Raw genomic sequence first — 26,174 nt, forward strand, 5'->3', positions numbered from 1 at the left:
GGTTTGATACCACCCCCCGCTGAGGCAGACTCACGCGAGGGAAGGGGCTGGAAGTCTGAATCGATAGGGCGAACCAAGGGAGGTTCGCCATGGCTGCTGCGATTGCGTTGGGGAGTGATTTTGACGGAATGGCTCTGCGAAGGCTCGCGAAGGGCACGAAGGACTCGGCGCAGGCGCGCCGGCTTCTCGCGCTCGCGGAGATCTGCGACGGCGGCTCCCGCTCCGATGCGGCGCGGATGGGTGGGGTCGGTCTGCAGACCATCCGCGACTGGGTGCTGCGCTTCAACGCGCGGGGCCCGGCCGGGCTGATCGACGGCAAGGCGCCAGGCAACGCGTCCAGATTGAATGACGCTCAGCGTCAGGCTCTGGCCGGTATTATTGAACGCGGTCCCATCCCTGCGATCCATGAAGTTGTGCGCTGGCGTCTGGCGGATTTGGCGCGGTGGATTTGGGAGGAGTTCGGCATCGCGCTCAGCGAGACGACGGTGGCCGGGAGATCAAGGCACTCGGCTTCGTCAAGATCTCGGCGCGCCCCGTCATCACGCGCGGAACGAACTGGCCATCGTTGATTTTAGAAAAGATTCGCAACCACGCTGGACGCGATCCGCGAGGGCCTCCCGACCGGAACCGAGATAGAGCTATGGGGGCAGGATGAAGCGCGCGTCGGACAAAAGAACGCCATCACCCGTGGCTGGGCGAAACACGGCACACGGCCCCGCGCCCCGCGCGACCAGCGCGCCAAATGGGCATACATCTTCGGCGCGATCTGCCCAAAGAAGGGCAAGGGCGCGGGCTTGGTCATGCCTTGGTGCGACACCTCCGCGATGGCCGCCCATCTGGCCGAGATCAGCGCGGCCGTCGATCCGGGCGCTCACGCCGTGCTGATGCTCGATCACGCGGGATGGCACATGTCCGCCAAGCTCGCTGTCCCGGCCAACATCACCCTGCTTCCGCTGCCGCCCCGGTCGCCAGAGCTGAACCCTGTCGAGAACGTCTGGCAGTTCATGCGCGAGAATTGGCTCTTCAATCGCATCTTCCGGTCCTATGAGGACATCGTCGCTCTCTGCTGCGACGCCTGAAACAACCTCGTCGACCGACCCTCGAAGATCATGTCCATCGGAATGCGCCAATGGGCCCATGGATGAGGAGCAGTGCGGCTTGGTTTGAGTCCTACGCCGCCACGGCGGGTGCCTCCAGTCCGGCGTAGTAGTTTGCTTCGGCCTCGGCGGGCGGGATGTTTCCGATCGGCTCGAGGAGGCGGCGCTCGTTGAACCAGTGGACCCATTCGAGGGTGGCGAACTCCACAGCCTCGAAGGACCGCCAGGGCCCTCGACGGTGAATGACCTCGGTCTTGAAGAGGCCGATCACCGTTTCGGCGAGCGCGTTGTCGTAGCTGTCGCCGACGCCGCCCACGGAGGGTTCGATCCCGGCCTCGGCGAGACGCTCGGTGTAGCGGATGCTGACATATTGGAACCCTCGGTCCGAGTGGCAGATGAGCCGACCACCCTCGAAAGGATGGCGCTGGTGCAACGCCTGATCGAGGGCGTCGAGCACGAATTCCGCCGTGGCGACGCGCGACACGCGCCAGCCGACGATCCGCCGGGCGAAGGCGTCGATGAGCGAGCCGTTGTTCGCCCCACGGCATGTTCGGCGCCGGCGCCCTGAATACCCGGTTCACCCGGTCGCGCGGACAGGGCGCGGCGGGATCCGGCACGGTGGTCCGGACGCGCTTTCCCGGACCGCGCCCGACAAGCCCATGCTCCGCATCAGGCGGGACACGGTGCAACGAGCAACATCGAAACCCTCCCGGAGCATCTGGCGCCAGACCTCGCGGACCCCGTAGACGCCGAAGTTCTCGTTGAAAACACGCCGGATCTCGACGCTGAGCCGGGCATCGCGTCGCGCGCGGGGCGGGAGCCGGCCCGGATCGAGCCGGCGGGCGGCGTGCTCGTGATAGGTCGACGGAGCGATCGGCAGGACGCGGCGGATCGGCTCGACTCCATGGACCTCACGGTGCGCATCGATGAACGCTTTCATCGCTTCAACGGGCGGTCGAGCTCCGCCATCGCAAAATACGCGGATGCCTTCTTGAGGATCTCGTTCGCCTGGCGCAGTTCTCGGTTCTCGCGGCGAAGCCGGGCAAGCTCCTCCTTCTCGGCGCTCGTGACGCCAGGGCGCGCACCGTCGTCGCGCTCGGTCTGTCGCACCCAGCCGCGCAGCGTTTCACCGGAACAACCGATCTTCGCCGCGATCGACTGGATCGCGGCCCATTGCGAGCCGTGCTCCTCCTGATGGTCCATGACCATCAGGACGGCGCGGGCGCGCACCTCGGGGCTATAGGGTGGGCTTCTCTTCGTCATGGCTCCACTCTCTCAAGAGTTGGAGCCTCCGGCAAACCCGGGCCGCTTCACTCGTGTATTGGCTGCCCTGGTCCGAATGATGCGGCAGTGCGTCGGACTTTCCGCGCCTCCATACCGCCATCATGAGGGCCTCCATGACGAGCGATGTGTCGCGCTCGGCCTTCATCGACCAGCCGACAATCCTTCTTGAGAAGAGGTCCAGGGCGACGGCGACGTAGAGCCGGCCCTCCGCGGTCCAGGTGAAGTCGGCCAGCCACTTCTGGTTCGGGCTGTCCGCCTGGAAATCCCGGTCGAGGAGGTTTTCGGCGATGACCGACCGCTCCCCGTCATCCTTCGGCGGACCGCGCCGCCGAGGCCGGGCCTTCAATCCGTTCATCCGCATCAGGCGTTCGACACGGTGAAGGCCGCGATGCAGGCCTTCCTCGAGAATGTCACGCCAGATCCGGCGGGCGCCATAGGTGCGGTCGCTGTCCTTGAAGCTTCTTGCGCGTCACCCTCCCGATCTTCTCGTCGTGGGCCATCCGCGCGCTGACCGGCCGGTTCAGCCAGGTGTGAAACCCCGACCGCGAGACGCCGAGCACCGCGCACAGCCAGCTCACCGGCCAGACTTGTCGGTGCTTCCCGATGAAGGCGAACCTCATGTCGCGTCCCTCGCGAAGAACGCGGTCGCCTTTTTCAGGATGTCACGCTCCGCCTTGAGACGGGCGACCTCCTTCCGCAAGGCAATGATCTCGGCCTGCTCGGCGCCTGGACGGCCAGTCCCGGGAAACGCGCTCGTCGGGCGCCATCGAACTCGCGCATCCACCGCCGCGGCACGCTTTCCGAGAGCTCCAGCTCCCGGCACGCCTGCGCGACCGCGACGCCGCGCTCCGTCACCAGCCTCCCCGCCTCGACCTTGAACTCGCGGCTGAACGTTCGTCGCTTCATCTGCTGTCCCATGCTCCATGCTCACGATCTTGCCTTCGTGTCCACGGAACCGGCGGCGGGCCACGGTGCGTGACGCCATGGCGGCGGGCGACGATCGAGATGCTCTCTCTGGAGCGCAGCGTCTCGTCGACGATGCGCAGCTTTTCCCCGGCGGTCCAGCGTCGCCGCCGCGCCGCGCCGGTGATGACTTCGATCCTCCGGTGGCCGTCCGACATGAGCCTGTGCCTGAGGAGAGCCTCAAGCCTTTCCGCCTATGCCGGGGGTCTGGCCGAAACGGGGGCCATTTCACCGAGCCATGGCGTCGGCAAGAATGTCCCTCACGCGGCACCATCCTCCGAAACGACGAAAGCCCCGGAGTTTCCGCCAGGGCTTTTTCAAGGCGGGCCGGACCCGAGGGTCGGTGCCGCGGCTCAGGCGCCGTAGACGGCTTCCCGGGCGACGGCGCGCAGGTTGTAGCGCGAGAGGCCGAGGTCGGCGAGTTCGCGGTCGTTCATCGTCTCGAGCTCGACGAGCGTCCGGCGATAGAGCCGCCAGTCGGCGATCATCCTGAAGACGCGGTTGGTGTCGAAGCCGAACGGGCGGGCATAGGTCGTGTTGGTCGTGGCGTAGGCCATCTTGGTCATCCTTTCATCGCCGACCACGCTGGCCGGCCGTCTGTCTTTCGGCCCTTCTTTCGGGCCCGGCCGCTCGGCCCATCCGGGCGGCCCCTTCGCAGTCAGTCGCCGAGGCGGCTCAGCGGCCCCGGACCGCCTGGCGGGCGATCTCGGGCAGCGCGAAGCGCGAAATGCCGAGGTCGGCGAGTTCCCGGTCGTCCAGCGCGCGAAGCTCGGCGAGCGTCCGGCGATAGAGCAGGTGGTCCTTCATGGCGCGGAGCAGGCCCCGGGATCCGCCCGCGGCGCCGGTCTCCGCGACCGCCTTGAAGCCGGCAAGCGAGGTGGCAGAAGCGGTCGTCATCTTTGTGGTCCTTTGTGTTCGCTTTCGCGCGTTTCCTTATGACCTCCGATATAGACCCACTGTTCCGAACCACAACGAACATGGCTTCAGACCCGTCATGCGCGGGCCGCGGGTCTCCGGGCGGAGGGATCGCCGCGACTTGCCGCCCGCGCCGCCGCGTGCTCTATCCCGCGCGACAGGGCGGAGGAGCGCGCGGAAGGTGGCGGGCGGCTTGACGCGGCCGCTTCGCGTGGCCGGACATTTCGGCGAACTGCTGCAGGGCCGGCTCGGGCCCGGCGGGCCGGTCGCGCTCGTGACGCTGCCCTGCCCGGTGCTCGCCGCGCGGTGCGACTGGCGGCCCGGCCCTTTCGCGCTTCACCAGATCGCGCCGGCCGTGATCGCGCCGGCCGAGGCGCGCGCGCTGCTCGGCCGGCTGCGGATCGCCCCCCGGGGGGCGTTCCGCCTGCGGATCGACGCGCCCCCGGGCGGCGGGGCCGGCGCCTCGACCGCGGCGCGGGTCGCGCTCGCCCGCGCGGCGGCGCTCGGCGCGGGGCGGCCGGCGCCGGTGCCGGAGACACTCGCGCGCGCCTGTGTCGCGACCGAGGGGGCGAGCGATCCGCTGATGTATCCCGACCCCGCGCGGCTGCTCTGGAGCTCGCGGACCGGGCATGTCCTCGCGATGGCGCCGGCCCTTCCGCCGCTCGAGATCCTCGGCGGCTTCCTCGGCCCACCCCGGCGGACGGATCCGCGCGATACCGACTTTCCCGACATCGCCGATCTCGCGCGGGCCTGGCCGTCGGCCACCGCCGACGCCGCGGCGCTGGCGGCGCTGGCGAGCGAGAGCGCGCGCCGGACCCTCGCCCACCGCGGCTTGCCGGCCGATCCGACCGAGGCGCTTGGCCGCGGGCTCGGGGCGCTCGGCTTCGCCATCGCCCATACCGGCTCGGCCCGCGCGCTCCTGTTCCGGCCCGGCCGCGTCCCGCCCGGGGCCGCCGCGGCGCTGCGCGCGGCGGGCTTCGCGGGAGTGATCCGCTTCCGGACCGGAGGCCGCGCGTGAGCGCGCTCGCGATGATCGTCGGGCTCGGCGTCGACGCGGCGCTCGGCTGGCCCGACGGGCTCTTCGCGCGGATCGGCCATCCGGTCACCTGGCTCGGGCGGTTGATCGGGGCGCTCGACCGGCGCTGGAACCGCGGCGCGCCCTGGCGCCGGCGCCTCGCCGGAATCGCGGCGGCGCTCACCGTGATCGCGGCGGCGGCGCTGCCGGCGGTCGCGCTCGACCGGCTGCTGCCCGGCGGCTGGCCGGGCGCGGTCCTGACCGGACTCCTCGCCTGGCCGCTGATCGCGCTCCGCTCCCTCCGTGATCACGTGGCGGCGGTGGCCGGGCCGCTCGCCGCCGGCGATCTCCCCGAGGCCCGGCGCCGGGTCGCGCTGATCGTCGGGCGCGATCCGGCGAAGCTCGACTTGGCCGGCGTGGCCCGGGCGGCGATCGAGAGCCTCGCGGAGAACGCCTCCGACGGGGTGGTGGCGCCGGTCTTCTGGGGCGCGCTGTTCGGCCTGCCGGGGATCGCGGGCTACAAGGCGATCAACACGCTCGATTCGATGATCGGCCATCGGACGCCCCGGCACGAGACCTTCGGATGGGCCTCCGCGCGGATCGACGATCTGGCCAATCTCGCGCCCGCGCGGCTCACCGGACTGCTCGTCGCCCTCGCCGCCCCCCGTCCGGGGCGGAGCCTCGCCGTCATGTGGCGCGACGCCGGGCGCCACCGCTCGCCCAACGCCGGCTGGCCCGAGGCGGCGATGGCGGGCGCGCTTGGCATCCGGCTGTCGGGGCCCCGGATCTACGCCGACCGCCGCGCGGAGGAGCCCTGGCTCAACGAAGGCGCCCGCGATCCCGGCGCGGCCGAGATCGTCGCGGCGCTGCGGCTGGCGCGGCGCGCCGCGCTCCTTCTCGTGCTCGGCCTCGCCGGCCTCGCGATCCTGGCCTGAGGATCAGGCTTCGGGAACGAGTTCGCTCAGCGTCACCGGGCGCAACCCCTCGGCTGCGAAGGCCCGGGCCGCCCCGCCGATGAAGCCGGCGGTGGAACGGCCGCGCGCGCCCAGATCGTGCACCGTCAGGATCGCGCCCGGATGCGCGTTGAGCCGCAGCCAGGCCTCCGTCACCTGCCGCTGAGGCGCGCTCGTGTCCATCGGCGGCACGTCGCCCACCACGACGGTCAGCCCGTGGCGGGCGGCGGCGTCGATGATCCGGCGCGTCGGCACGCCCCAGCCGGGCCGCAGGAAGCGGACCGGGCCGAAGCGGCGCAGGAACTCCGCCGTTTCGGCGACCCCCTTCTCGAGCGCCGCGTCGTCGAGCCGGGCGGACATCTCGTCGCGGTCCATGTGGTGGCCGATCTCGTGACCGCGCGCGACGATCTCGGCCACGGTTTCCGGCGCCGCGCGCGCATTCTCTCCGATCAGCATGAAGGTGCCGCGCGCGCCCGCGCCCTCGAGCGCCTCCATGATGAGCGGCGTGGTCTCGGGATCGGGCCCGTCGTCGACCGTGATCGCGAGCGCGGGCACGTCTGACGGGCCGGAAAAGACGACTTCGGGAAAGATCGCGCCGCCGAGCGTGGCGACCGGCCCCGCCCGGACCCGGCCGGCGAGGCCGAGAAGGGCGAGGCCGGAGAGAAGCCCCCGGCGCGTCGCGCGCATCAGCCGAGCGCGGTCGCGCGCCGCAGATCCCAGGCGAGGAAAGTCATCGCGCCGCCGACGGCGATGAGTTCGATCCCGAGCAGCAGGCCGATCAGCCAGCCCGCCGCGCCGGGCAGGTTCCAGACGAGGACGAAGGCGACGAGGATGCCGGTGATGCCCGAGAGCAGCATCCAGCCCCAGTTCCTCATCGGCCGGATCATCAGCGCGAAGACCACGCGCTGGAGCCCGTCCACCATGAAATAGGCGACCATCAGCAGCGCGGCGGCGAGCAGCCCGGCCTCGGGGCGCGAGATCAGCATGAAGCCCACGATGACGGCGAGCACCGCCGAGATCAGTTGCAGCCAGAAGTAATGCACCTGCGTCGCGCCGATGAGCCCGATCGCCTGGGCGATGCCCGCGATCACCAGCATCCAGCCGAGGAAGACGATGAAGAAGGTCGAGGCGAAGATCGGCGACAGCAGCGCCACGATCCCGGCGAGCACGAGCAGGCCGCCCTGGATCATGAACAGCATCGAGCGCCTGCGGATCGTCTCCCGCGTTGCCTGACGCAGAACGGCCGAGGCCTCGTTTACCGATAGCGACATCTGGACTCTCCCACTCCTCGAAGAAATCTAAGGAGGTATCGCCCCGCCGGGCCTGTCCCGCAAGCGCTTTGACGGGATCAGCGCAGCGTGACGAGCAGGTCGGGATAGACCACCTTCGTCCAGGACCCGTCGCCCGAGCCGCCGTTCCAGAAGCCGCCGACGCTGACGCCGGTGCCGCTCCACCCGCCCGAACCGGTCCCGACCGATATGCCGATCGCGGGCCAGCCGCTCATCCCGGTATCGGCGACGCGCGTCGCCGGCTGCGCCCTGGCCGAGCCGCGAAGCTTGCCCGAGGCGCAGGTGACCGTGACCGGCGGCGTGGCCGATCCGAGGTCCGGCAGCGCCACGCTGGCGGGGGCGGTGAAGCGCGCCGTCGTATAGGGGCTCGCCAGGTCGCAGGTCGCCCCGGCGATCTCGCCCGCGACGCCCTGGACACGCACCGCGAGATTGGTCACCCCGCGCGCGGGCGGCATGACGACCTCGGCCCGGGGCTGGCCCTGGACGCCGGGCGGCGGCGGCGTGGCCGGCGCCGTGGCGCAGGCGCCGAGCAGCAGACAGAGCGCGAGGCCGCGGGCGGCTCTTTCCTCGATCACCGGATGTCTCCCTTCATCGCAGAGCGACGGATGTATCGGGATATTCCCAGACCGGGTAGGTCGGTTCCGGATATCCCCAGCCATACCAGCCCGGCCCGTACCAGCCGGGGCCCCAGGGCCCCCACGGTCCCGGCCCGAAATAGCCCGGCGCGGTGCGCCAATAGGTCGCGATCGGCACCGAGGCGGAGCCCTTCTGGACGCCCGCCGCGCAGCTGATCATCAGATCCGGCGATTGCGGCCCGAAATTGGGCAGGCGCAGCCGGGTGGGCGTGGTGAACTTCGCGGAATAGAGCACGCTCGAGAGCGCGCAGGTGGCGCCGGCCACCTCGCGCTTCGTGCCATCGGAACCGACCACATGGGTCCGGACGACCAGGTCGGCCTCGCCCCGCGCCGCGACGAAATCCTGCCCGCCGACCACCACGTCGGGCCCGAGCGGCAATCCGCCGGCGCATCCCGCGAGCAGCCAGAGGACCGCGGAGAACGCCCCGGCGCGGCCGAAAATTCGTGAACGAGACCGCATTCCCCGCCCCGTCGCCGCCACCAACGCGACCGGAACCGTCAGGGTTTCCGTATCGCCCCGCCGGCCGGACGGCGTTCCGCGCGCGGGACAGGCATTCATCCTAGGCTTGCCCCCGGGGGGCGGCAAGGCCCCGGAGGACCGCTCCCCGCGGGCGGATTTTGCCGCGGCGCACAATATGAGGATTCGCGCGGGCAGATCTATGGTATAGAGGGCAAAAGCCCTTACATGGGTCGGCAACAGGGATCTCGAACGGACCAATCAATGGACTGGGACAAACTCAGAATCTTTCACGCCGTCGCCGACGCGGGCAGCCTCACGCACGCGGGCGAGACGTTGCACCTCAGCCAGTCAGCCGTCAGCCGCCAGATCCGCGCGCTCGAGGTCAGCCTCAACACCACGCTGTTCCGCCGCCATGCCCGCGGCCTGATCCTGACCGAGCAGGGCGAACTCCTGTTCGAGGCCACGCGCACGATGACGCGCCGGCTCGACGCGACCGCCGCGCGGATCCGCGACAGCGAGGACGAGGTCTTCGGCGAGATCCGCGTGACGACGACCACGGGCTTCGGCACGCTCTGGCTCGCCCCCCGCCTGCCGCGGCTCTTCGAACGCTATCCGAAGCTCAAGATCGACCTGATGCTCGAGGAGCGCGTGCTCGACCTTGCGATGCGCGAGGCCGACGTGGCGATCCGGATGAAGGAGCCGAGCCAGGCCGACCTGATCCGCCGCCGGCTCATGGAGGTCCGGATCCGCTTCTATGCGAGCCAGGAATACGTGGAGAAGCACGGGCTGCCCGCCACGCCCGAGGAACTCGCGCACCACCGCCTGATCACGCACAGCCCGGCCTCGCCGCAGGTGCGCGCCGGCGCCGATTTCGTGCTGCCCTTCCTCGCGAGCAACACGCAGTCGGTGCTGACGGTGAACAGCTACTTCGGCATCCTGCAGGGAGTGATGCAGGGGCTCGGCGTGGGCGCGCTGCCCGACTACGTGATCTCGGAGACCGCGAATCTCGTCCCGGTTCTGGCGGAGGACCAGAGCGCGCCGATCCCGGTCTATCTCGCCTATGTCGAGGAACTGCGTCATTCCAAGCGGGTGACGGCCTTCCGCGACTTCATGCTGGAGGAGATCACCGCCTACAAGCGCAACGCCGACCACGTCCCCGTCGGAGCCCTCCGGTGAGGGCCGCGGGGGAAGGCCCGGCGCGGAGCCATGCATTCTCGCGATAGCGGCTTTGCTCCATTATCGCGCACCCGCCCATTGTTGAAGGGGCTTGCCTGTCCTATATCACCTCTCGAAGACGACGCGCGCCAGTCGCGCATCTCTTCATCCTCCCTGTTGGACTTGGGCCGGGCCATTGGTGCTCGGCCTTTTTTTTGCTTCTTCTTGCCGTGATCGCACATCTCCGTGAATGGTCCGCGGCGAGGCCGCGCGCCTGCTCCGCCCCCCCGGCGTGTCAGGGGCGTGTGCGAAGCCCGTCCACGAAGATGTCGACGAGACGCAGCGCCGTGACCTGCCAGCCGGGCTCGTCGCGCCCGTAGGCGATGCCGTGGAGCGCCCAGAGCAGTTCCTCCGGCGTCACGTCGGGCCGGATCGCCGCCGCTTCCCCGGCGCGACGCATCAGGGCGCCGGCGGCTTCGAGGAGCCGGCGGCGTGAATCGTCGTAGAGCGCACGCGAGCGGTCCGGCGCCGGCGTGAGCGCCACGAGCATGCCCCGCTTCGTCGCGATCACGCGGATGTTGGCGCGCATCCAGCACCGCAGCCCCTCCAGCGGGTCGGGCTCCGCGAGGAACCGGGTCGCGAGCGCGACGAGTTCGTCGATCTCCTTGGCATAGACCGCGTGGAACAGGGATTCCCGGGTCGGAAAATGCCGGTAGAGCGTACCGATGCCGAGTTCGGCCCGCCGCGCCACCGCCTCGAGGCTGGCGCCCGGGCCGCCCTCCGCGAAGACTTCCCGGGCGGCGGAAATCAGCCGCTCGCGATTGCGCAGCGAATCCGAGCGGGGCGCCCGCCTTGCCTTCGCCGGTCCGGCCTCCATCCTCTCCGTCATCTTGCCCCTTGCAAAACGGAGGAACCCTCCGTATAAATCCTGCCAAGGCACACCGCCCGCGACGACGCGCTCTCGCGCGCGCCCCGGATCCCGACCCGTTTCACCGATCCACCTCCGCGCCCCGGGCGCGCGCCGATGCCACCTTCTGATCCAGCCGATCGGAGCAGCCATGACGTATTCGTTCAGCCTGACAGTAAACGGAGCCACCCGCGCGGTCGAGATCGAGGATCCGCGCGTCACGCTTCTCGACCTCCTGCGCGAGCGCCTCGCGCTCACCGGCACGAAGAAGGGATGCGACCGCGGCCAGTGCGGCGCCTGCACCGTGCTCGTGGACGGGCGGCGCGTGAATGCCTGCCTGATCCTCGCCGTCACCCTCGACGGGGCCGAGATCGAGACCATCGAGGGCGTCGCGGACGGGAATCGCCCGCATCCCGTCCAGGAGGCCTTCATCGCGCATGACGGCTTCCAGTGCGGCTTCTGCACGCCGGGCCAGATCATGAGCGCCATCGGCCTTCTGCGCGAGGGGGAGACCGGGGAGGATCGCGAACGGATCCGCGAGGGGATGAGCGGCAATCTCTGCCGCTGCGCCGCCTACGCGGGGATCACCGAGGCCGTGGCGGCCGCCCAGCGCGCCCTCGCCGCCGGGGACAGGAGGCGCGCGTGAACCTGTTCGAGTACATCCGCCCGGCCTCGCTGGACGAGGCCGTGGCCGCGGGATCCGAGCCCGGGGCCGCCTATCTCGCCGCCGGAACCAACCTTCTCGACCTGATGAAGACCGGCGCCGCGCGCCCGGCGCGCCTCGTCGATGTCACGCGCCTGCCGGGCCTCGACCGGATCGAACTCCTCGCGGACGGCGGGGCGCGTATCGGCGCGATGGTCCGCAACGCCGAACTGGCGCGCGACCGGGGCTTCGCGCGGTCCTATCCGGCGGTCGCCGAGGCGCTGCTCTCCGGCGCCTCGCCGCAGATCCGCAACGCCGCCACCCTGGGCGGCAACCTGATGCAGCGCACCCGCTGCGCCTATTTCTTCGATCCCGCGAGCAATTGCGGCCGCCGCGACCCCGGCGCGGGCTGCGACGCGCGCGCGGGCCTGAACCACGCCCATGCGATCCTCGGCTGGAGCGACGCCTGCCTGGCCACCCATCCCTCCGACCTCTGCGTGGCGCTCGTCGCGCTCGACGCATCCCTGGAGATCGTCGGTCCGGCGGGGAGGCGCGTGATCCCGCTCGAGGAACTGCACCGCCTGCCCGGCGACGCTCCCTCCCGCGAAACCGCGCTCGAGGCCGGCGAACTCATCGTCGCGCTGCGCCTGCCGCCGGAGGCCGCCGCCGTCCGGGCCCATTCGCGCTACCTGAAGCTGCGCGAGCGGACCTCCTTCGCCTTCGCCCTCGTTTCCGCCGCCGCGGGACTGGAGATCGCCGACGGCCGGATCCGCCGGGCGCGGCTCGCCCTCGGCGGCGTCGCCGCGAAGCCCTGGCGCGCCCGCGCGGCCGAGGAAGCGCTCGAAGGCGCCCTGGCCGGACCCCTGGCCTTCGCGGAAGCGGCCGCGCTCGCGCTCGCCGATGCGCGGCCATCCGGCGACAACGCGTACAAGATCGAGCTCGCGCGCCGTCTCGTCCTCCGCGCGCTGGAGCGGGCGGCGGCCGGAACGCCGGAGCGCATCCCCGCCCTTCCGGCCTCGGTCCTCGCAGATACGGGAGCGACCGCCCATGCCTGACACGCCCCTCACCGGCCCCGGCCACGTCCGCCTGGGATCGAACAGCGGCCAGCCGCTGACCCGCCGCGACGGCTTCCTGAAGGTCACCGGCGCGGCCACCTTCGCCGCCGACAACCGCCCCGCCGGCCTGCTCCACGCGGTCCATGCGATCAGCACCATCGCGCGGGGGCGGGTGAGGAGCCTCGACGTCGCGGCGGCCCGCGCCCATCCGGGCGTCGTAGAGGTGATCACGCCCGCCAACCGTCCGCCGCTCGCGCGGGATCAGGACGACAAGCCGACCATGTTCAGCTGGCGCGTCGAGACGCTCCAGGACGACCGGGTCCGCTACGCCGGCCAGCCGATCGCGCTCGTGATCGCGGAGACGCTCGAGGCGGCGACCGAGGGCGCGCACCTGCTCGCGCCCGGCTACGCGCCGGAGCCCGCGCGCATCGGCTTCGAGGATGGGGAGGCGTTCGAAGCCGAGACGGTCGGCATCGGCTCGCCGGCCGCCTTCGTCAGGGGCGAGGTCGAGGCCGGCCTCGCCGGGGCGACGGTCCGGGTGGAGTTCCGCGTCGAGACGCCGACCCAGTACCACAATGCGATGGAGCCGCATGCGATCGTCGCCGCCTGGGACGGAGATCGCGTGACGATCGACAGCCCGAACCAGGCGATCGCGATGGGCCAGGCCGCCTTCGCCGGGTTCCTCGGCATCCCGCCGGAAAACGTCACGCTGCGCAGTCCCTTCATCGGCGGTGGCTTCGGCTCGAAGGCGATCCTCTCCGGTCCCCATGTGCTCGCCGCGCTGGCGGCGCGGATGGTCGGGCGGCCGGTGAAGCTGGTCTTCCGCCGCGACCAGATGGTGGGCCCGGTCGGCCACCGCGGCGCCACGCGGCAGCGCTTGCGCCTCGGCATGGACCGCGACGGCCATCTCACGGCGCTCGATCACGAGGCGGTGGTGATGACCAGCGCCTTCGACGATTTCCTGGAGCCCGCGGCCAACGCCTCCCAGAACATCTACGCCACCCCCGCCCTCGCCACCCGCCACGGCGGGGTCCGGGTCGACCTCGGCACGCCGGGTCCGATGCGCGCGCCGGGCGAGGCCTCCGGCTCGGCCGCGCTCGAATGCGCGGTCGACGAGGCGGCGGTGGCCTGCGGGATCGACCCGCTCGAATTCCGGCTGCGCAACTACGCCGAGACGGATCCGGCGACGGGCCGGCCCTATTCCTCCAAGGCGCTGCGGGAATGCTACGCGCAAGGGGCGGAGCGGTTCGGCTGGGCCGGCCGGCCGCTCGCGCCCCGGCGCATGCGCGACGGCGCCGGCCGCCTGATCGGCTGGGGCATGGGCAGCGCCCTGTTCCCGGCGCCGATGTTCCGGGCCGAGGCGCGGGCGGTGCTGCGCGCCGACGGCACCGCGCTCGTGGAGACCTCGGCCGTCGACATGGGCCAGGGCGCCTGGACCGCCCTCGCGCAGATCGCCGCCGACGGGCTGGGCCTGCCGGTCGAGCGGATCGAGTTCCGCGCCGGGCATTCCGACCATCCCGACGGCGGCGTCGCCGGCGGCTCGGGCCACACCGCGACGGCGGGCAGCGCCCTCTTCGGCGCGGGGGCCGACGCGGTCGCGCGGCTCGCCGAACTCGCGACCGGCCATCCCGACTCGCCCCTCTTCGGCGCGGGAAACGCCGGCGTCGAGGCCCGGCTGGGCCGGCTGGTCCACCGCGAGGATCCGGGCCGGCACGAGAGCTACGCCGACATCCTCGCGCGCGCCGGGATCGCCGAGCTCGCGGGCCAGGCCGTCGGCGCCCGCGACCCCGCGCATGCGCGGGACCGCGCGATGTTCTCCCACGGGGCCGTCTTCGCCGAGGTCCAGGTCGATCCCGATCTCTGCCAGATCCGGGTGAGCCGGCTCGTCGGGGCCTTCGCCGCCGGGCGGATCATCAACCCGCATCTGGCGCGAAGCCAGCTCAACGGCGGGATGATCTGGGGGCTCTCCTTCGCCCTGCACGAGGAGGCGCTGCACGATCCGCGCACCGGACGCTCGATGAACGCCGACCTCGCCGGCTACCACGTGCCGGTCAACGCCGACGTGCCCTCGGTCGAGGCGCTGCTGGTCCACGAGGACGACCCATACGTCAATCCGCTGGGGGTGAAGGGCGTCGGCGAGATCGGCATCACCGGGACGGTGGGGGCGATCGCCAACGCCGTCTGGCATGCGACCGGCACGCGGCCGCGCCGCTTTCCGATCCGGATCCGCGACCTGCTGGAGGCCTGAGCGCCCGCTAGGCCAGCATGACCCCGTCGGCGTCCGCCCGGCGGAACCAGCGATAGCCGTAGCCTTCCAGCAGCACGACATGGCGGCCATCGTCGCCCGCGACGCTGTGGTCCTCCGAGAGCAGGTTCACGAGGCTTTCGCCCGCGGCCTTCGGGCCGGCGCGGAAGCTGATCTCCCGCGCCCGATCGGAAAGGTTGTGCAGGAACACGACGCTGCCCGCGTCTCCGTCGTAGCGCATGGCAAGAACGGCCGGGTCGTCGACGCGCAGCAGCCGGGGCCGGCCGAGTCCGATCTCCGGCACCTCCTTGCGCATGCGGATGATGCGTTCGAACCAGTTGAGGAGCGATTCCGGGTCCCGGCGCTGCGCCGCGACGTTCACGTGCCGGTAGCCGTAGACGCCCTCCGGGATCACCGGCTTCGTCGGCTTCCGCGCCCGCGTGAAGCCGCCATGCTCGAGATCGGACCATTGCATCGGGGTGCGCGCGCATTCGCGCTCGGGAAGCGACAGGTCGTCGCCCATCCCGATCTCGTCGCCGTAGCGCAGGACCGGCGTGCCGGGAAGCGTGAAGAGCAGGCTGTTGGCAAGTTCGATGCGCCGCCGGTCGCCGTGGAGCATCGGCGCGAGCCGGCGGCGGATGCCGCGGCCGTAGAGTTGCGCCTCCGGCTCGGGCCCGAAGGCGGCGAAGACCTTCCCGCGCTCGGCCTCCGTCAGCCTGCCGAGGTCGAGTTCGTCGTGGTTGCGCAGGTGAAGCGCCCACTGGGCGGTCGCCGGCAGGTCGCGCGTCGCGGTGATCGCATCGGCGAGCGGCTTCGCCTCCCCCGTCGCGAGGGCGAGGAACAGGTGCTGGTTGAGATGGAAGTTGAACATCATCTGCATCCGGTCGCCGTCATCGCCGAAATAGCGCATGTTCTCGCCTGGCGTGACATTGGCCTCGGCGAGCAGGACGGCGTTGCCGCTGCGCCACTGCACGAACTCGCGAAACTCGCGCAGAAGCTCGTAATCCGGCTTCTCCTTGCCGGTTTCGGGGTCGGGGAGCGCGATCACGAAGGGCACGGCGTCGAGGCGGAAGCCCGCGACGCCCAGCTGGGTCCAGAAGCCCATGATCTTCAGGATCTCGGTCCGGACCTCGGGATTGGCGAAGTTCAGGTCGGGCTGGAACTCGTAGAAGCGGTGGAAATAGTATTTCCCGGCCCGCGCGTCGCGTGTCCAGGTCGTCTTCTGGACGCCCGGAAAGACGATCCCCTTCTCGGCGTCGGGCGGCTTGCGGTCGGCCCAGACGTACCAGTCATGGAAGGGCGAGTCCGGGCCCTCGCGCGCGGAGCGGAACCACGGATGCTGGTCGGAGGTGTGGTTGACGACGAGATCCATGATCACGCCGATGCCCCGCGCGTTGGCCCCGTGGGTGAAGGCGACGAAATCGCCGAGCGAGCCGTAGCGGGGATCGACGCCGTAATAGTCGGTGATGTCATAGCCATGATCGCGCCGGGGCGAGGGCTGGAACGGCATCAGCCAGACCGCCGTGACGCCGAGCCCCTGCAGGTAGTCGAGCCGGCGCGACATCCCCTCGAAATCGCCGACCCCGTCGCCATCGGTGTCGAGAAAGGTCTCGATCGCGCAGCAGTAGATGACGGCGTTCTTGTACCAGCGGTCGCTAATCATGGCTCGCGTTTCCTGTCAGTGGCATCCGGCGGTGGAGCCCGCCGGCCCGGGCAAGCACGGGGGAGCGGCCGGACGGGCATCGCGATCGTCAACCTCCGCCCCCCTCAGGTCGTTCCCGCCGCGACCTGCCCTCCGGCGCCGGGTTCCGGAATCGGGGCGAGTGGCATATGCTTCCCTGCGCATATCAGGATGGGAGGAACGATGCCCCTTCAGGTACTCTCGGCGCTCGCCGAACCGACCCGCCTGGGGGCGATCCGGATCCTCGCCGACGGCGGCGAACACTGTGTCTGCGAGCTCATGCGTCGGCTCCTGGCGTCGCAAAGCCGGATGTCGCGCCACATGCAGGTGTTGAAACAGGCGGGGCTGGTGATCGATCGCCGGGACGCGCAATGGGTGCGCTACCGGCTGAACCCCGATCTCGCTCCGGAAATCCGCGCCATCGTGACGGCCGTCCTGGCCGCGCACGCCATCGAGGAAAGTCAGGCCGCGTGAGCGCTCCCGCCTCCGTTCCCGAGCATCCGTCCCGGCCCGACTGGGTCTGGCATCTCGGCCTCGTCGCCGGGCTCGTGCTCTGGGCGCTGCTCTATCGTCAGCTGGTGCCGCTGTCGGAGACGGTCACCACCCTGTTTCCGGTGGACCGGCACAGCCATACCGGCGAGGCCATCGCCTTCTTCTTCTACGACGTGCCCAAGGTGCTGATGCTGCTCGTGCTCGTGGTCTTCGCCATGGGTGTGGCGCGGAGCTTCTTCAGCCCGGAGCGTACCCGCGCGCTGCTGGCCGGGCGCCGCGAGGGCGTGGGCAACGCGCTGGCGGCGCTGCTCGGCGTGGTGACGCCCTTCTGCTCCTGCTCGGCGGTGCCGCTCTTCATCGGGCTCGTCTCCGCCGGCGTGCCGCTCGGGGTGACCTTCTCCTTCCTGATCTCCGCGCCGATGGTGAACGAGGTGGCCCTCGGGCTGCTCTTCGGGCTCGTCGGCTGGAAGGTCGCGCTCACCTATTTCGCCTTCGGCCTCGCGGTCGCGATCGTCGCGGGCTGGGTCATCGGGCGGCTGCGGCTCGAAGGCTGGCTCCAGGACTGGGTGCGCGACATCCATTCCGGCGCGACGGCCCCCGAGCCGGTCGCGGCCGAGCGGCTCACCCTCGTCGAGCGCTACCGGCTCGGCATCGAGGCGGTGCGCGAGATCCTCGGGCGGGTCTGGAAATGGATCATCCTCGGCATCGCCCTCGGCGCGCTGATCCACGGCTACGTGCCCGAGGCGCTGATGGCCCGCGTCATGGGCGCGGACGCCTGGTGGTCGGTCCCCGCCGCGGTCGCGATCGGCATCCCGATATACACGAACGCGGCCGGCGTGATCCCGATCGTCGTGGCCCTCCTCGGCAAGGGCGCGGCGCTCGGCACGGTGCTCGCCTTCATGATGAGCGTGATCGCGCTGTCGCTGCCCGAGATGATCATCCTGCGCCAGGTCCTGACGGCGCGGCTCATCGCGGTCTTCATCGGCGTCGTGGGCTGCGGGATCCTCGCCGTCGGCTATCTCTTCAACATGCTGTTCTGAAAGGACGCGCTCATGGAGATCAAGGTTCTCGGATCCGGCTGCGCCAAATGCCGGGCCACGGTCGAGACGATCGAGACCGTGGCGCGCGAGACTGGCCGCGACATCGCGCTCGAGAAGGTCGAGGACATGCGCCGGATCGCCGGCTATGGCGTGATGAGCACGCCCGCCGTGGTGGTCGACGGCAAGGTCGCGCACAAGGGCTCCGTCCCCACGCGCGAGCAGGTCCGGGCCTGGCTTGCCTGATCGAAGCGTCGCGCCGCGGCCGATGCCTGGCGCGGCGCCGACCGGGCATCTCGGCCACGAGCACGGCGACGTGGCCCCGCCCCTGGCGTCTCATGAGCAGTGCCCCCCGAGGGGAGCCCACGGAAGAAACGCGCCGCCTTCAGAGCCGCTCCGCCAGATAGCGCGCGAAATCGTAGAGCGGGCGTTCCAGATGGCTCATCGGTCCGGCCGCGGCGAGGCGCGAGGACACGCCCCGGAACACGCGCTCGGTGCAGCCCCGGTCCTCGACGTTCACCGCGTCGAGCAGCGCCTTCACCTCCGCGATCAGGCTCTCCGCCTCCGGATCGGCGGCGAAATCGGGCGAGAAGCCGCCGCCGAAGATGATGTGGACCTGGCCCGCGGTCACCGGCTGCATCGAGAGATACCAGAAATAGCCCGGCGTCACCGTGATCATCAGCGAGGGATAGACCGAGAAGATCGCGTTCCGGGTGCGCCATTCGCCCGTCAGCGTCGTGTTGGACGGATGGGCGCAGGCGAGGCGGAACTTCGGATCCTTCGAGATGAAGTGGATGTTGTAGGCCGGCTCCCCCTCCGGCAGGTCGAAATCCGCGATGTTGGAGACGCCGCCGATCGTCGCCGCGTGGCAGGCGGGCAGATGGTAGCTCTCCATGAAGTTCTCGGCCAGCACCTTCCAGTTCGTGTCCCAGACGTGCTCCTCGCGGAAGAACTCGACGTAGTCCGCCATGCCGAAGGGCGCGATCTCCTCCGCGAGCTTCGCCAGACGCGCCGCCACCGGCTCGGCCTCGGGGCTCAGAGTGACGAAGATCCAGCCGAGCCAGACCTCGCAGCGGATCGCCGGCAGCTTCATCCCCTCGCGGTGGAAGCACTCGTTCCGGTCCATGAAGGAGGCGTCGATCAGCGAGCCGTCGAGGTCGTACATCCAGGCGTGGTAGGGGCAGGTGATGACCTTGCGCCGCCCGGTGCCGGTCAGCAGCGTCGACATCCGGTGCAGGCAGACGTTCGACATCGCCCGGATCTCGCCCGCCTTGTCGCGGAGCACGATGACCGGCTGGCCGGCGAGGTCGTAGGTGAGATAGTCGCCCGGCTTCGCGAGGCGCGAGGCGCGGCCGACGCAGATCCAGTCGCGGGCGAAGATCCGGTCCTTCTCGGCCGCGCAGACCGCCTCGGAGGTGTAGATCGCGGGTGGCATCGCCATGGCCTGGCTGAAGGGGCGGGCGGCGGTGGCCTTCAGTTCGGCGATCGGGTCGAGGGCATCCATTCGGGTCATGGGGCGGCTCCGCGCGGGCTGGGAGGTCCGGGCGCGCTCTGGCGGGGCGCCCGGGATCGCCCCATCCATGCCGCGGCGCCGCCCTTTCGGTAAAGTAGAACCTGCCGCGGGAGGAGTTAGGCTGAACCTAATCCCCGTCGAACCTAGTCCCCGTTGCCGTGGCGCCGGTTCCACCGGATCGAGGAGAAGAGCGCGATGCCGATCAGCACCGCCCCGCCGAGGCCGGTGACGACCTCCGGGATGTGGACCATGGTCTGGCAATACATGATCACGCCGAGGATGAAGATCGCGTAGAAGGCGCCGTGCTCGAGATAGCGGTATTCGGCGAGCGTGCCCTTCTCGACCAGCATGATCGTCATCGAGCGCACGTACATCGCGCCGATGCCGAGCCCGATCGCGATCACGAAGAGGTTCTGCGTCAGCGCGAAGGCGCCGATCACGCCGTCGAAGGAGAAGCTCGCGTCGAGCACCTCGAGATAGAGGAAGGCGCCCATCCCGCCGCGCGCCGCGGCGTCGAGTCCCTTGTCGGCGCGGTCGAGCATGTGGCGCAGCACGTCGACGACGAGGAAGGTGACGAGGCCCCAGATCGCCGCCGTCATGAACTCGCCGCCCCGTTCCGGGCCGATCAGCTTCGTGAAGAGCACGATCATCAAGAGCACGAAGGTGATCTCGATGCCCCGCACATCCGCCGCGCGGCTCAGCCGCCGCTCGATCGGCTTCACCCAGTGGATGTCCTTGTCCTTGTCGAAGAAATAGGCGAGCGCGACCATCATCAGGAAGCTGCCGCCGAAGGCGGCGATCCCGAGATGGGCCTCGTGCATGATCGCCGCGTAGTCATGGGGCCGGTTGATCGCGAGGTCGAGCGCCGCGATCGGCCCGATCCCCGCCGCGACGACGACGATGGCGAGCGGAAAGACGATCCGCATGCCGAAGACCGCGATCAGGATGCCCCAGGTCAGGAAGCGCCGCTGCCAGAGCGGGGTCATCGTCTTGAGCTTGTTCGCGTTGACGACGGCGTTGTCGAAGGAGAGCGAGATCTCGAGCACCGCGAGCACGGCGCAGATGAAGAAGATCGAGAGCGTCCCCGGAACGGTGCCGGTATAGAGCCAGCCCACCAGCGCGCCGAGCGCCAGCCCCGCGACGGTGACGATGAAGGCCCATCTGAAATAGGAGAGGGACGAGGGGGACGAATGGACTGCGCTCGCGTCGCTCACGAAACCTCCGGATCCTGGCCGCCCGCGGGCGCCGCCGCCCGGGGGAGAGATGCGTTCCGGAGCGATATCGGGACGACGGGAGGCGCGTAACAGGCCCCGGCGACCTTTCGCCGCGGGAGGTGCGCGCGCGCCGGGGTCAGGAGCGGTGGACGAAGGACATCCGGCGGGCCGTCTCGCGCGCCATCGCGGCGATGATGTCGGTGCGGGTGACGATGCCGACGAGGCGTTCGCGCTCGAGCACCGGGATCGCGTCGGTATTGCCCTCCGCCAGCATCGGCAGCAGCGCGCCGAGCGGCGTCATCAGCGTCGCGCGGGGAACGGCGCTCGCCATGATCTCCCCGGCCCTGGGGGGCGTCTCGCGCCGCCGGTCGAGAAGCCGCGCCATCGCCGCGCCGAAGCCCCGGCCGATGCGCAGCGCGTCCTCCCGGCCCCGGCGGATCAGATGGATCTGGAAGATCACGCCGAGGAACCGGTCGTTCCCCTCGACCACCGGCAGCGAGGTGAAACCGTGCTGGCGGAAGAGCTCCGCGACCTCGGACAGCGGCGTCTCCGGGGTCACGGTCACGAGGTCGCGCGACATGATCTCCTCGGCGGTGAGCGGGCCGGCCCGGTGCCCGGCGGCGCGCATCTCCGCCGCGCCGATCAGCCGGGCGAGATCCTCGGCCCCGAGGTTCAGCGACTGGTTGTAGGCGCTCAGGATCCGCGTCAGATCCTCCTCGCTGAGCCCGAGCCGCTCCGCCGCCGGCCGGTCGGCCGTGCCCTGCGCGTTGGTGTCGTCGAAATGGCGCAGCGGATAGTGCCGGCCGGTCGCGCGCGCGTAGACCATGGCCACGAGGACGAGCAGGATGGTGCCGAGCGCGACCGGCGCGAGCGCGAAGCGGAAGCCGAGTTGCTGGATCGCGTCGGGGCTCATCGCCGCGGTCATCGCGACGGCGCCCGCCGGCGGATGGACCGCGCGCGCGAGGCTCATCAGCGTGATCGCGAGCCCGACCGCGAGCGCGATGCGCAGCGCCGGATCGGCGACGGTGAGGCAGACGGCGACCCCGACCAGCCCCGCGATCGTGTTGCCCACGACCGCCGACCAGGGCTGCGCCAGCGGGCTGTTCGGCACGGCGAAGATGAGCACCGAGGTCGCCCCGAAGGGCGCGATCAGATAGAGGCCGAGCCGGGGGTCCACCGTGGGCGCCAGCACGAGCATCCCGACGAGCCCGAGGCCGATCAGGGCGCCGAGGCCCGCGCGCGCGGCCTCCCGCGGCGAGACGGTCGCGACGGCGGGGCCGAGCGCGCGCGCGAGGCGGTGGGAGAGGGTGGGTTTCGCTGTCATGGGATCAAACCGTCTTCTTGCTGGCCGCCGGGTTCCCGCGCGCCCGGCCTAGAGCATGCCGCCGAGGGCGACGAGCGCGGCGCCGACCATCGCGCCGCCGAGGCCGTAGACCCAGCCGGGCAGGGCGCGCGCCGCGGCCTTCTCCTCCGCGAGGGTCACGCGCATCAGCGCCGCCTCGGCGAGCTGGGGCAGGCGCGGGCCGAACCGGCCGAGCACGCGCAGCGTGGAGGCGATGTCGCGGGCGGTCGCGAGCGGGCTGATGTTCTCGGCGATGTAGCCCGCCACCACCGGCCGCGCCGTCTCCCACATGTTCATCGCGGGATCGAGGCCGCGGGCGACGCCCTCGACCACGACCATCGTGCGCTGGAGCAGGATGAGCTCGGTGCGCGTCTCCATCCCGAAACGCTCCGTCACCTCGAAGAGATGCGCGAGCAGGCGCGCCATCGAGATGTGGGCCGCGTCCTGGCCGAAGATCGGCTCGCCCACCGCGCGCAGCGCCTGGGCGAATTCGGCCACGTCGCGGTCGGCCGGCACGTAGCCCGCCTCGAAATGGACCTCCGCGACGCGGGTATAGTCGCGCAGCAGGAAGCCGTGCAGGATCTCGGCGTAGACGCGGCGCGTATAGGCGTCGATCCGGCCCATGATCCCGAAGTCGAGCGCGACCAGCGCGCCGTCGGGGCCGAGCTTCAGGTTGCCCTGGTGCATGTCGGCGTGGAAGAAACCGTCCCTGAGCGCGTGGGTCAGGAAGGTCTGGATCACGCGGCGCGAGAGATCGGTGAGGTTCACCCCGCTCTCCCGGAGCGCCTCGAGATCGCCGATGTTGATCCCCGAGACCCATTCGAGCGTCATGACGCGCCGCCCGGAGGCGGACCAGATGACGGCGGGCACGCGGAAGCCGGTGTCGTTCTCGGTCCGGGCGCGGTATTCGGCGGCGGCCGCCGCCTCCATCCGCAGGTCGAGCTCGCCCCGCACCACACCCTCGAAATGCTCGATCACCGCGCGCGGACGCAGGCGCCGGCTGAAGGGCGCGAGATGCTCGATCATCCAGGCGGCGAGGTAGAACGCGTCGACGTCGCGCAGGAAGGCGCGCTCGATGCCGGGGCGCAGCACCTTCACCGCGACCGCGCGGCCGTCGTCGCGCATCCGCGCGCGATGCACCTGCGCGAGCGAGGCGGCGGCGACGGGCGGGCCGAATTCGGAGAAGAGCACGTCCGGCCCGACGCCGAGCTCCCGCGCGACCGCGGCGCGCGCCTCCTCGGGCGGGAAGGGCGGCAGCTTGTCCTGGAGCACCTTCAGCTGCTCGGCGATCTCGGGGCCGACGACGTCGGGGCGGGTCGAGAGCAGCTGGCCGAACTTGATGTAGGCGGGGCCGAGCGCGGTCAGCGCGCGCACGATCGGCGGCCGGGACGGGTCGCCGGGGAGGCCGAGCCACTGGAACGGCCAGCCGAGCACCCGCGCGGCCGCGCGCAGCGGCGCCGGCGCGTCGAAGGCTTCGAGCGCGATCCCCATCGCCCCGGTCCGCTCGAAGGTCGCGCCGGTCCGGATCAGCCGCCAGATATTGTGCGGTCCGCGCATTCAGACCTTCCAGCCGGAGTGAAGCGCCGCGATCCCCATCGAGAGGTCGCGGTATTTCACGAGGCTGAACCCGGCGTCGCGGATCATCTCGGCGAAACGCTCCTGCGGCGGGAAGCGGCGGATCGATTCGACGAGATACTGGTAGCTTGCCCGGTCGCCCGCGATCGCCTGGCCCATCGGCGGGATCACGTTGAAGGAATAGCGGTCGTAGAGCCAGCGCAGCATGTCGTTCGGCACGCGCGAGAATTCGAGCACCATGAGCCGGCCGCCGGGGCGCAGCACCCGGCAGGCCTCGGCGAGCGCCTCGTCGATCCGGGTGACGTTCCGGATCCCGAAGGAGATCGTGTAGACGTCGAAACTCGCGTCGCGGAACGGCAGCGCCATCGCGTCGCCCGTCACCCAGCTCAGCCGGTCGGCGTATTTCGTCGCCTCGGCGCGCTCGCGCCCCTCGATCAGCATCGATTCGGTCATGTCGAGCACGCTGACCTCGGCCTCGCCCTTCACCCGGTCGAGATAGCGGAAGGCGATGTCGCCGGTCCCGCCCGCGACGTCGAGCAGGCGCGTGCCCGGACGCGGCGCGAGCCAGTCCATCATCGCATCCTTCCAGAGCCGGTGGATGCCGAGGCTCATCGCATCGTTCATCACGTCGTATTTCGAGGCGACCGAGGTGAAGACGCCATGGACGCGCCGCGCCTTCTCGGACTCCGGGATGCTCTCGAAACCGAAATGCGTGGCGGCGGCCGGGTCGCGGGGATCGGGATCGGTCATGGCCTGAGACCTTTCTGTCGGTGGCGCCCCTGCTTATATGGTCCCCGCGCGCGGAGACAAGGCGCGCGGGGAGGGGGGCGCGGAAGTCGGCGCCCGGCGACGCGGAGGAAGGCTTGCCCGAACTGCCCGAGGTCGAGACGGTCCGCCGGGGGCTCGAGCCGGTGATGACCGGCCGGGTGATCCTCGCGGCCGAGGTCCGCCGGCCGGACCTGCGCTGGCCCTTCCCGGAGCGCATGGCCGAGCGGCTGACCGGGGCGCGGGTGCTCGGGCTCGGGCGGCGGTCGAAATACCTGCTGATCGATCTCGACCGCGCCGAGACGCTCATCGTCCATCTCGGCATGTCCGGGCGCCTGCTGATCTCGGGCGGGGAGGCGCGGGAGGTCGTCGGCGAATTCCACCATCCCCATCCCGCGCCGCTGCCCCACGATCACGTCGTGCTCGACCTCGAGGGCGGCGCGCGGGTCACGATGAACGACGCGCGGCGCTTCGGCGCGATGGACCTCTGGCCGACGGAGACGCTCGAAACCCACCGGCTGCTCGCGGGGCTCGGGCCGGAACCGCTCGGCAACGCCTTCGACGCGGCCTGGCTCGCGGCGCGGTTCGCGGGGAAGCGGACGCCGGTCAAGGCGGCGCTGCTCGACCAGCGCCTCGTCGCCGGGCTCGGCAACATCTATGTCTGCGAGGCGCTCTGGCGGGCCGGGATCCATCCCGCGACCCTCGCGGGCGATCTGGGCGAGGGCGAGACGACGGCGCTGACGGCGGCGATCCGCGAGGTGCTGGTGGATGCCATCGCCGCCGGAGGCTCCTCGCTCCGCGACTACCGCCGGGCCGATGGCGAACTCGGCTATTTCCAGCATTCCTTCGCCGTCTACGGCCGGGAGGGCGCGCCCTGTCCGCGCTGCGGCGGAACCATCGCGCGGATCGTCCAGTCCGGCCGGTCGAGCTTCTTCTGCCCGGCCTGCCAGCCGGGGTTGATCCCCGCCTGAGCGCGCGCCACTCTGCCGCGCCCAGTCAGGAAGGAATGCGCGGTGGAGTATCAGACGCTGTTGGTCTCGGTGGAGGAGAAGGTCGCCACGATCCGGCTAAACCGGCCGGAGGCGCTGAACGCGCTCAATTCGGCGCTGCTGGCCGAACTCGCCGCGGCGCTCGGCGCGCTCGACGCGGATCCGGGCGTCCATGCGATCGTGCTCACCGGCTCCGAGAAGGCCTTCGCCGCCGGGGCGGACGTGCGCGAGATGTCGGAGAAGAGCTTCGCCGAGGTCTTCGGCGAGGAGATGTTCAACGCCTCCTTCGACGCGATCGGGCGCTGCCGCAAGCCGATCATCGCCGCGGTCGCGGGCTTCTGCCTCGGCGGCGGCTGCGAACTCGCGATGGCCTGCGACTTCGTCATCGCCGCGGACAGCGCGAAATTCGGCCAGCCGGAGATCAACCTCGGCATCATCCCGGGCCTCGGCGGCACCCAGCGCCTGCCGCGGCTGGTCGGGCGGGCGAAGGCGATGGACCTGATCCTGACCGGCCGCTTCATGGAGGCCGAGGAGGCCGAGCGCGCCGGCCTCGCCGCGCGCGTGGTGCCCGCCGCCGACCTGCTCGCCGAGGCGGACAAGGCCGCCCGCGCGATCGCGGCGAAATCCCCCGTCGCGGTGAAGGCCGCGAAGGAGGCCGTGCACCGGGCGGAGGAGACGCCGCTGCGCGAGGGCGTGCTCTTCGAACGGCGGCTGTTCCAGGCGCTCTTCGCGACCGCCGACCAGAAGGAGGGGATGGCCGCCTTCCTCGCCAAACGCGCGCCACGCTTCGAGGGCCGCTGAGCCCGCCCGGCATCCGCGCGAATATGTATATGCATATTCGCGGGGCGGTTGTGGCGGGGACAAGGAGGCCCGAATATGCAAATGCATATCCGCGGCGAATTTCGCGGGGCCGCCCGGTCGAAAGCCGGTTGACTCTCGCGGAACCCGGC

Annotated in this window: 24 protein-coding genes, 4 pseudogenes and 1 other annotated feature; of the genes and pseudogenes, 12 read left to right on the plus strand and 16 right to left on the minus strand. The window is 70.8% G+C overall.

Going from position 1 to position 26,174, the window contains the following annotated elements; translation table 11 throughout:
- The first annotated feature begins 89 nt into the window (after positions 1-89).
- Positions 90-1,145 (plus strand): annotated as a pseudogene (locus FJM51_RS13600) (IS630 family transposase).
- 25 nt (positions 1,146-1,170) lie between these two features.
- On the opposite strand, the pseudogene FJM51_RS13605 reads toward FJM51_RS13600, so the two are convergent.
- From FJM51_RS13605 to FJM51_RS24155, 5 genes and pseudogenes are all read right to left on the minus strand, one after another.
- Positions 1,171-2,360, minus strand: a pseudogene (locus FJM51_RS13605) (IS3 family transposase).
- Positions 1,963-2,079, minus strand: a sequence feature (AL1L pseudoknot). (Overlaps the previous pseudogene by 117 nt.)
- Positions 2,361-2,406: 46 nt before the next feature.
- Positions 2,407-3,287 (minus strand): annotated as a pseudogene (locus FJM51_RS24435) (IS3 family transposase); the annotation flags it as partial.
- 71 nt (positions 3,288-3,358) lie between these two features.
- Positions 3,359-3,502: pseudogene (locus tag FJM51_RS13625) on the minus strand (transposase); the annotation flags it as partial.
- A 195-nt stretch (positions 3,503-3,697) separates the two neighbouring features.
- Positions 3,698-3,910, minus strand: a complete 213-nt coding sequence (locus tag FJM51_RS13630) for a DUF1127 domain-containing protein (protein WP_140454684.1) — start codon at positions 3,908-3,910, stop codon at positions 3,698-3,700.
- A gap of 109 nt (positions 3,911-4,019) precedes the next feature.
- A complete protein-coding gene (locus tag FJM51_RS24155) occupies positions 4,020-4,241 on the minus strand; it encodes a DUF1127 domain-containing protein (protein WP_140454685.1) in 222 nt (73 codons plus the stop codon).
- Between the two features lie 211 nt (positions 4,242-4,452).
- On the opposite strand from FJM51_RS24155, the gene FJM51_RS13640 reads away from it, so the two are divergent.
- Together FJM51_RS13640 and cbiB are read left to right on the plus strand one after the other, a co-directional pair.
- Positions 4,453-5,277: a propanediol utilization protein gene (locus FJM51_RS13640; RefSeq protein ID WP_233713126.1), complete on the plus strand. Its 825-nt coding sequence runs from the start codon at positions 4,453-4,455 to the stop codon at positions 5,275-5,277.
- Between the two features lie 11 nt (positions 5,278-5,288).
- Complete coding sequence (gene cbiB / locus FJM51_RS13645; RefSeq protein ID WP_140454771.1) at positions 5,289-6,209, plus strand: adenosylcobinamide-phosphate synthase CbiB; 921 nt, start codon at positions 5,289-5,291, stop codon at positions 6,207-6,209.
- 3 nt (positions 6,210-6,212) lie between these two features.
- Here cbiB and FJM51_RS13650 read toward each other — a convergent pair whose 3' ends face one another.
- The 4 genes from FJM51_RS13650 to FJM51_RS13665 form a co-directional block, all read right to left on the minus strand.
- Positions 6,213-6,914 carry a polysaccharide deacetylase family protein gene (locus FJM51_RS13650; protein WP_140454686.1) on the minus strand — a complete coding sequence of 234 codons (702 nt, stop codon included), beginning with the start codon at positions 6,912-6,914 and terminating at the stop codon, positions 6,213-6,215.
- Positions 6,914-7,498 (minus strand): HdeD family acid-resistance protein, encoded by a 585-nt coding sequence (locus FJM51_RS13655; RefSeq protein ID WP_140454687.1) that lies wholly within the window; start codon positions 7,496-7,498, stop codon positions 6,914-6,916. Before FJM51_RS13655 ends, FJM51_RS13650 begins: the two co-directional genes overlap by 1 nt.
- Positions 7,499-7,575: 77 nt before the next feature.
- On the minus strand, positions 7,576-8,091 hold the full coding sequence (locus FJM51_RS13660; protein WP_140454688.1) for a hypothetical protein: 516 nt from the start codon (positions 8,089-8,091) through the stop codon (positions 7,576-7,578).
- 13 nt (positions 8,092-8,104) lie between these two features.
- Positions 8,105-8,530 (minus strand): hypothetical protein, encoded by a 426-nt coding sequence (locus FJM51_RS13665; protein WP_140454689.1) that lies wholly within the window; start codon positions 8,528-8,530, stop codon positions 8,105-8,107.
- Positions 8,531-8,872: 342 nt separating this feature from the next.
- Between FJM51_RS13665 and FJM51_RS13670 the strand changes: the two genes are divergently transcribed.
- Entirely contained in the window at positions 8,873-9,787 is a 915-nt protein-coding gene (locus tag FJM51_RS13670; protein ID WP_140454690.1) for a LysR family transcriptional regulator, read from the plus strand.
- A gap of 274 nt (positions 9,788-10,061) precedes the next feature.
- Here FJM51_RS13670 and FJM51_RS13675 read toward each other — a convergent pair whose 3' ends face one another.
- Positions 10,062-10,655 carry a TetR/AcrR family transcriptional regulator gene (locus tag FJM51_RS13675; RefSeq protein ID WP_233713127.1) on the minus strand — a complete coding sequence of 198 codons (594 nt, stop codon included), beginning with the start codon at positions 10,653-10,655 and terminating at the stop codon, positions 10,062-10,064.
- A gap of 169 nt (positions 10,656-10,824) precedes the next feature.
- Here FJM51_RS13675 and FJM51_RS13680 point away from each other — a divergent pair, with 169 nt between their 5' ends.
- The 3 genes from FJM51_RS13680 to FJM51_RS13690 are packed head-to-tail and all read left to right on the plus strand — an operon-like array spanning position 10,825 to position 14,619.
- Positions 10,825-11,319, plus strand: coding sequence for a (2Fe-2S)-binding protein (locus tag FJM51_RS13680; RefSeq protein WP_140454691.1), 495 nt, complete (start codon positions 10,825-10,827; stop codon positions 11,317-11,319).
- Positions 11,316-12,371, plus strand: coding sequence for an FAD binding domain-containing protein (locus tag FJM51_RS13685; RefSeq protein WP_140454692.1), 1,056 nt, complete (start codon positions 11,316-11,318; stop codon positions 12,369-12,371). Before FJM51_RS13680 ends, FJM51_RS13685 begins: the two co-directional genes overlap by 4 nt.
- On the plus strand, positions 12,364-14,619 hold the full coding sequence (locus FJM51_RS13690) for a xanthine dehydrogenase family protein molybdopterin-binding subunit (protein ID WP_140454693.1): 2,256 nt from the start codon (positions 12,364-12,366) through the stop codon (positions 14,617-14,619). The genes FJM51_RS13685 and FJM51_RS13690 overlap by 8 nt, the downstream gene beginning before the upstream one ends.
- 7 nt (positions 14,620-14,626) lie before the next feature.
- Here the strand turns inward: FJM51_RS13690 and FJM51_RS13695 are convergent, their stop codons facing one another.
- Complete coding sequence (locus tag FJM51_RS13695; RefSeq protein WP_140454694.1) at positions 14,627-16,279, minus strand: alpha-amylase family protein; 1,653 nt, start codon at positions 16,277-16,279, stop codon at positions 14,627-14,629.
- 201 nt (positions 16,280-16,480) lie between these two features.
- Between FJM51_RS13695 and FJM51_RS13700 the strand changes: the two genes are divergently transcribed.
- From FJM51_RS13700 to FJM51_RS13710, 3 genes are read left to right on the plus strand one after another with little or no spacing between them, the layout of a single operon-like run.
- Positions 16,481-16,771 (plus strand): ArsR/SmtB family transcription factor, encoded by a 291-nt coding sequence (locus FJM51_RS13700; protein ID WP_140454695.1) that lies wholly within the window; start codon positions 16,481-16,483, stop codon positions 16,769-16,771.
- On the plus strand, positions 16,768-17,829 hold the full coding sequence (locus tag FJM51_RS13705; RefSeq protein ID WP_210240286.1) for a permease: 1,062 nt from the start codon (positions 16,768-16,770) through the stop codon (positions 17,827-17,829). The genes FJM51_RS13700 and FJM51_RS13705 overlap by 4 nt, the downstream gene beginning before the upstream one ends.
- Positions 17,830-17,841: 12 nt before the next feature.
- Positions 17,842-18,072 carry a thioredoxin family protein gene (locus FJM51_RS13710; protein ID WP_140454697.1) on the plus strand — a complete coding sequence of 77 codons (231 nt, stop codon included), beginning with the start codon at positions 17,842-17,844 and terminating at the stop codon, positions 18,070-18,072.
- Between the two features lie 139 nt (positions 18,073-18,211).
- On the opposite strand, the gene FJM51_RS13715 is transcribed toward FJM51_RS13710, so the two are convergent.
- The 5 genes from FJM51_RS13715 to ubiE all read right to left on the minus strand — a co-directional run bounded on the left by FJM51_RS13715 (position 18,212) and on the right by ubiE (position 24,220).
- Complete coding sequence (locus FJM51_RS13715) at positions 18,212-19,339, minus strand: aromatic ring-hydroxylating oxygenase subunit alpha (RefSeq protein ID WP_140454698.1); 1,128 nt, start codon at positions 19,337-19,339, stop codon at positions 18,212-18,214.
- 143 nt (positions 19,340-19,482) lie between these two features.
- Positions 19,483-20,553, minus strand: a complete 1,071-nt coding sequence (locus FJM51_RS13720) for a DUF475 domain-containing protein (RefSeq protein ID WP_140454699.1) — start codon at positions 20,551-20,553, stop codon at positions 19,483-19,485.
- A gap of 136 nt (positions 20,554-20,689) precedes the next feature.
- Complete coding sequence (locus tag FJM51_RS13725) at positions 20,690-21,877, minus strand: HPP family protein (protein ID WP_140454700.1); 1,188 nt, start codon at positions 21,875-21,877, stop codon at positions 20,690-20,692.
- A 48-nt stretch (positions 21,878-21,925) separates the two neighbouring features.
- Positions 21,926-23,452: a 2-polyprenylphenol 6-hydroxylase gene (ubiB, locus tag FJM51_RS13730; RefSeq protein WP_140454701.1), complete on the minus strand. Its 1,527-nt coding sequence runs from the start codon at positions 23,450-23,452 to the stop codon at positions 21,926-21,928.
- Complete coding sequence (gene ubiE / locus FJM51_RS13735) at positions 23,453-24,220, minus strand: bifunctional demethylmenaquinone methyltransferase/2-methoxy-6-polyprenyl-1,4-benzoquinol methylase UbiE (RefSeq protein WP_140454702.1); 768 nt, start codon at positions 24,218-24,220, stop codon at positions 23,453-23,455.
- Positions 24,221-24,333: 113 nt separating this feature from the next.
- Between ubiE and mutM the strand changes: the two genes are divergently transcribed.
- Both mutM and FJM51_RS13745 read left to right on the plus strand, forming a co-directional pair.
- A complete protein-coding gene (gene mutM / locus FJM51_RS13740) occupies positions 24,334-25,206 on the plus strand; it encodes a bifunctional DNA-formamidopyrimidine glycosylase/DNA-(apurinic or apyrimidinic site) lyase (RefSeq protein ID WP_140454703.1) in 873 nt (290 codons plus the stop codon).
- A 42-nt stretch (positions 25,207-25,248) separates the two neighbouring features.
- Complete coding sequence (locus tag FJM51_RS13745; protein WP_140454704.1) at positions 25,249-26,025, plus strand: enoyl-CoA hydratase-related protein; 777 nt, start codon at positions 25,249-25,251, stop codon at positions 26,023-26,025.
- Positions 26,026-26,174 lie beyond the last annotated feature (149 nt).

This window comes from Amaricoccus solimangrovi (genome assembly GCF_006385685.1).
GTDB classification, from domain to species: domain Bacteria; phylum Pseudomonadota; class Alphaproteobacteria; order Rhodobacterales; family Rhodobacteraceae; genus Amaricoccus; species Amaricoccus solimangrovi.

Coding starts and splice junctions, on each gene's coding strand:
- cbiB (WP_140454771.1), top strand. CDS start 5,289: ATGATCGTCGGGCTCGGCGTCGACGCGGCGCTCGGCTGGCCCGACGGG.
- FJM51_RS13650 (WP_140454686.1), bottom strand. CDS start 6,914: ATGCGCGCGACGCGCCGGGGGCTTCTCTCCGGCCTCGCCCTTCTCGGC.
- FJM51_RS13710 (WP_140454697.1), top strand. CDS start 17,842: ATGGAGATCAAGGTTCTCGGATCCGGCTGCGCCAAATGCCGGGCCACG.
- FJM51_RS13675 (WP_233713127.1), bottom strand. CDS start 10,655: ATGACGGAGAGGATGGAGGCCGGACCGGCGAAGGCAAGGCGGGCGCCC.
- FJM51_RS13700 (WP_140454695.1), top strand. CDS start 16,481: ATGCCCCTTCAGGTACTCTCGGCGCTCGCCGAACCGACCCGCCTGGGG.
- FJM51_RS13725 (WP_140454700.1), bottom strand. CDS start 21,877: ATGACAGCGAAACCCACCCTCTCCCACCGCCTCGCGCGCGCGCTCGGC.
- FJM51_RS24155 (WP_140454685.1), bottom strand. CDS start 4,241: ATGACGACCGCTTCTGCCACCTCGCTTGCCGGCTTCAAGGCGGTCGCG.
- ubiE (WP_140454702.1), bottom strand. CDS start 24,220: ATGACCGATCCCGATCCCCGCGACCCGGCCGCCGCCACGCATTTCGGT.
- FJM51_RS13695 (WP_140454694.1), bottom strand. CDS start 16,279: ATGATTAGCGACCGCTGGTACAAGAACGCCGTCATCTACTGCTGCGCG.
- FJM51_RS13680 (WP_140454691.1), top strand. CDS start 10,825: ATGACGTATTCGTTCAGCCTGACAGTAAACGGAGCCACCCGCGCGGTC.
- FJM51_RS13715 (WP_140454698.1), bottom strand. CDS start 19,339: ATGACCCGAATGGATGCCCTCGACCCGATCGCCGAACTGAAGGCCACC.
- FJM51_RS13670 (WP_140454690.1), top strand. CDS start 8,873: ATGGACTGGGACAAACTCAGAATCTTTCACGCCGTCGCCGACGCGGGC.
- FJM51_RS13630 (WP_140454684.1), bottom strand. CDS start 3,910: ATGACCAAGATGGCCTACGCCACGACCAACACGACCTATGCCCGCCCG.
- FJM51_RS13690 (WP_140454693.1), top strand. CDS start 12,364: ATGCCTGACACGCCCCTCACCGGCCCCGGCCACGTCCGCCTGGGATCG.
- FJM51_RS13655 (WP_140454687.1), bottom strand. CDS start 7,498: ATGTCGCTATCGGTAAACGAGGCCTCGGCCGTTCTGCGTCAGGCAACG.
- ubiB (WP_140454701.1), bottom strand. CDS start 23,452: ATGCGCGGACCGCACAATATCTGGCGGCTGATCCGGACCGGCGCGACC.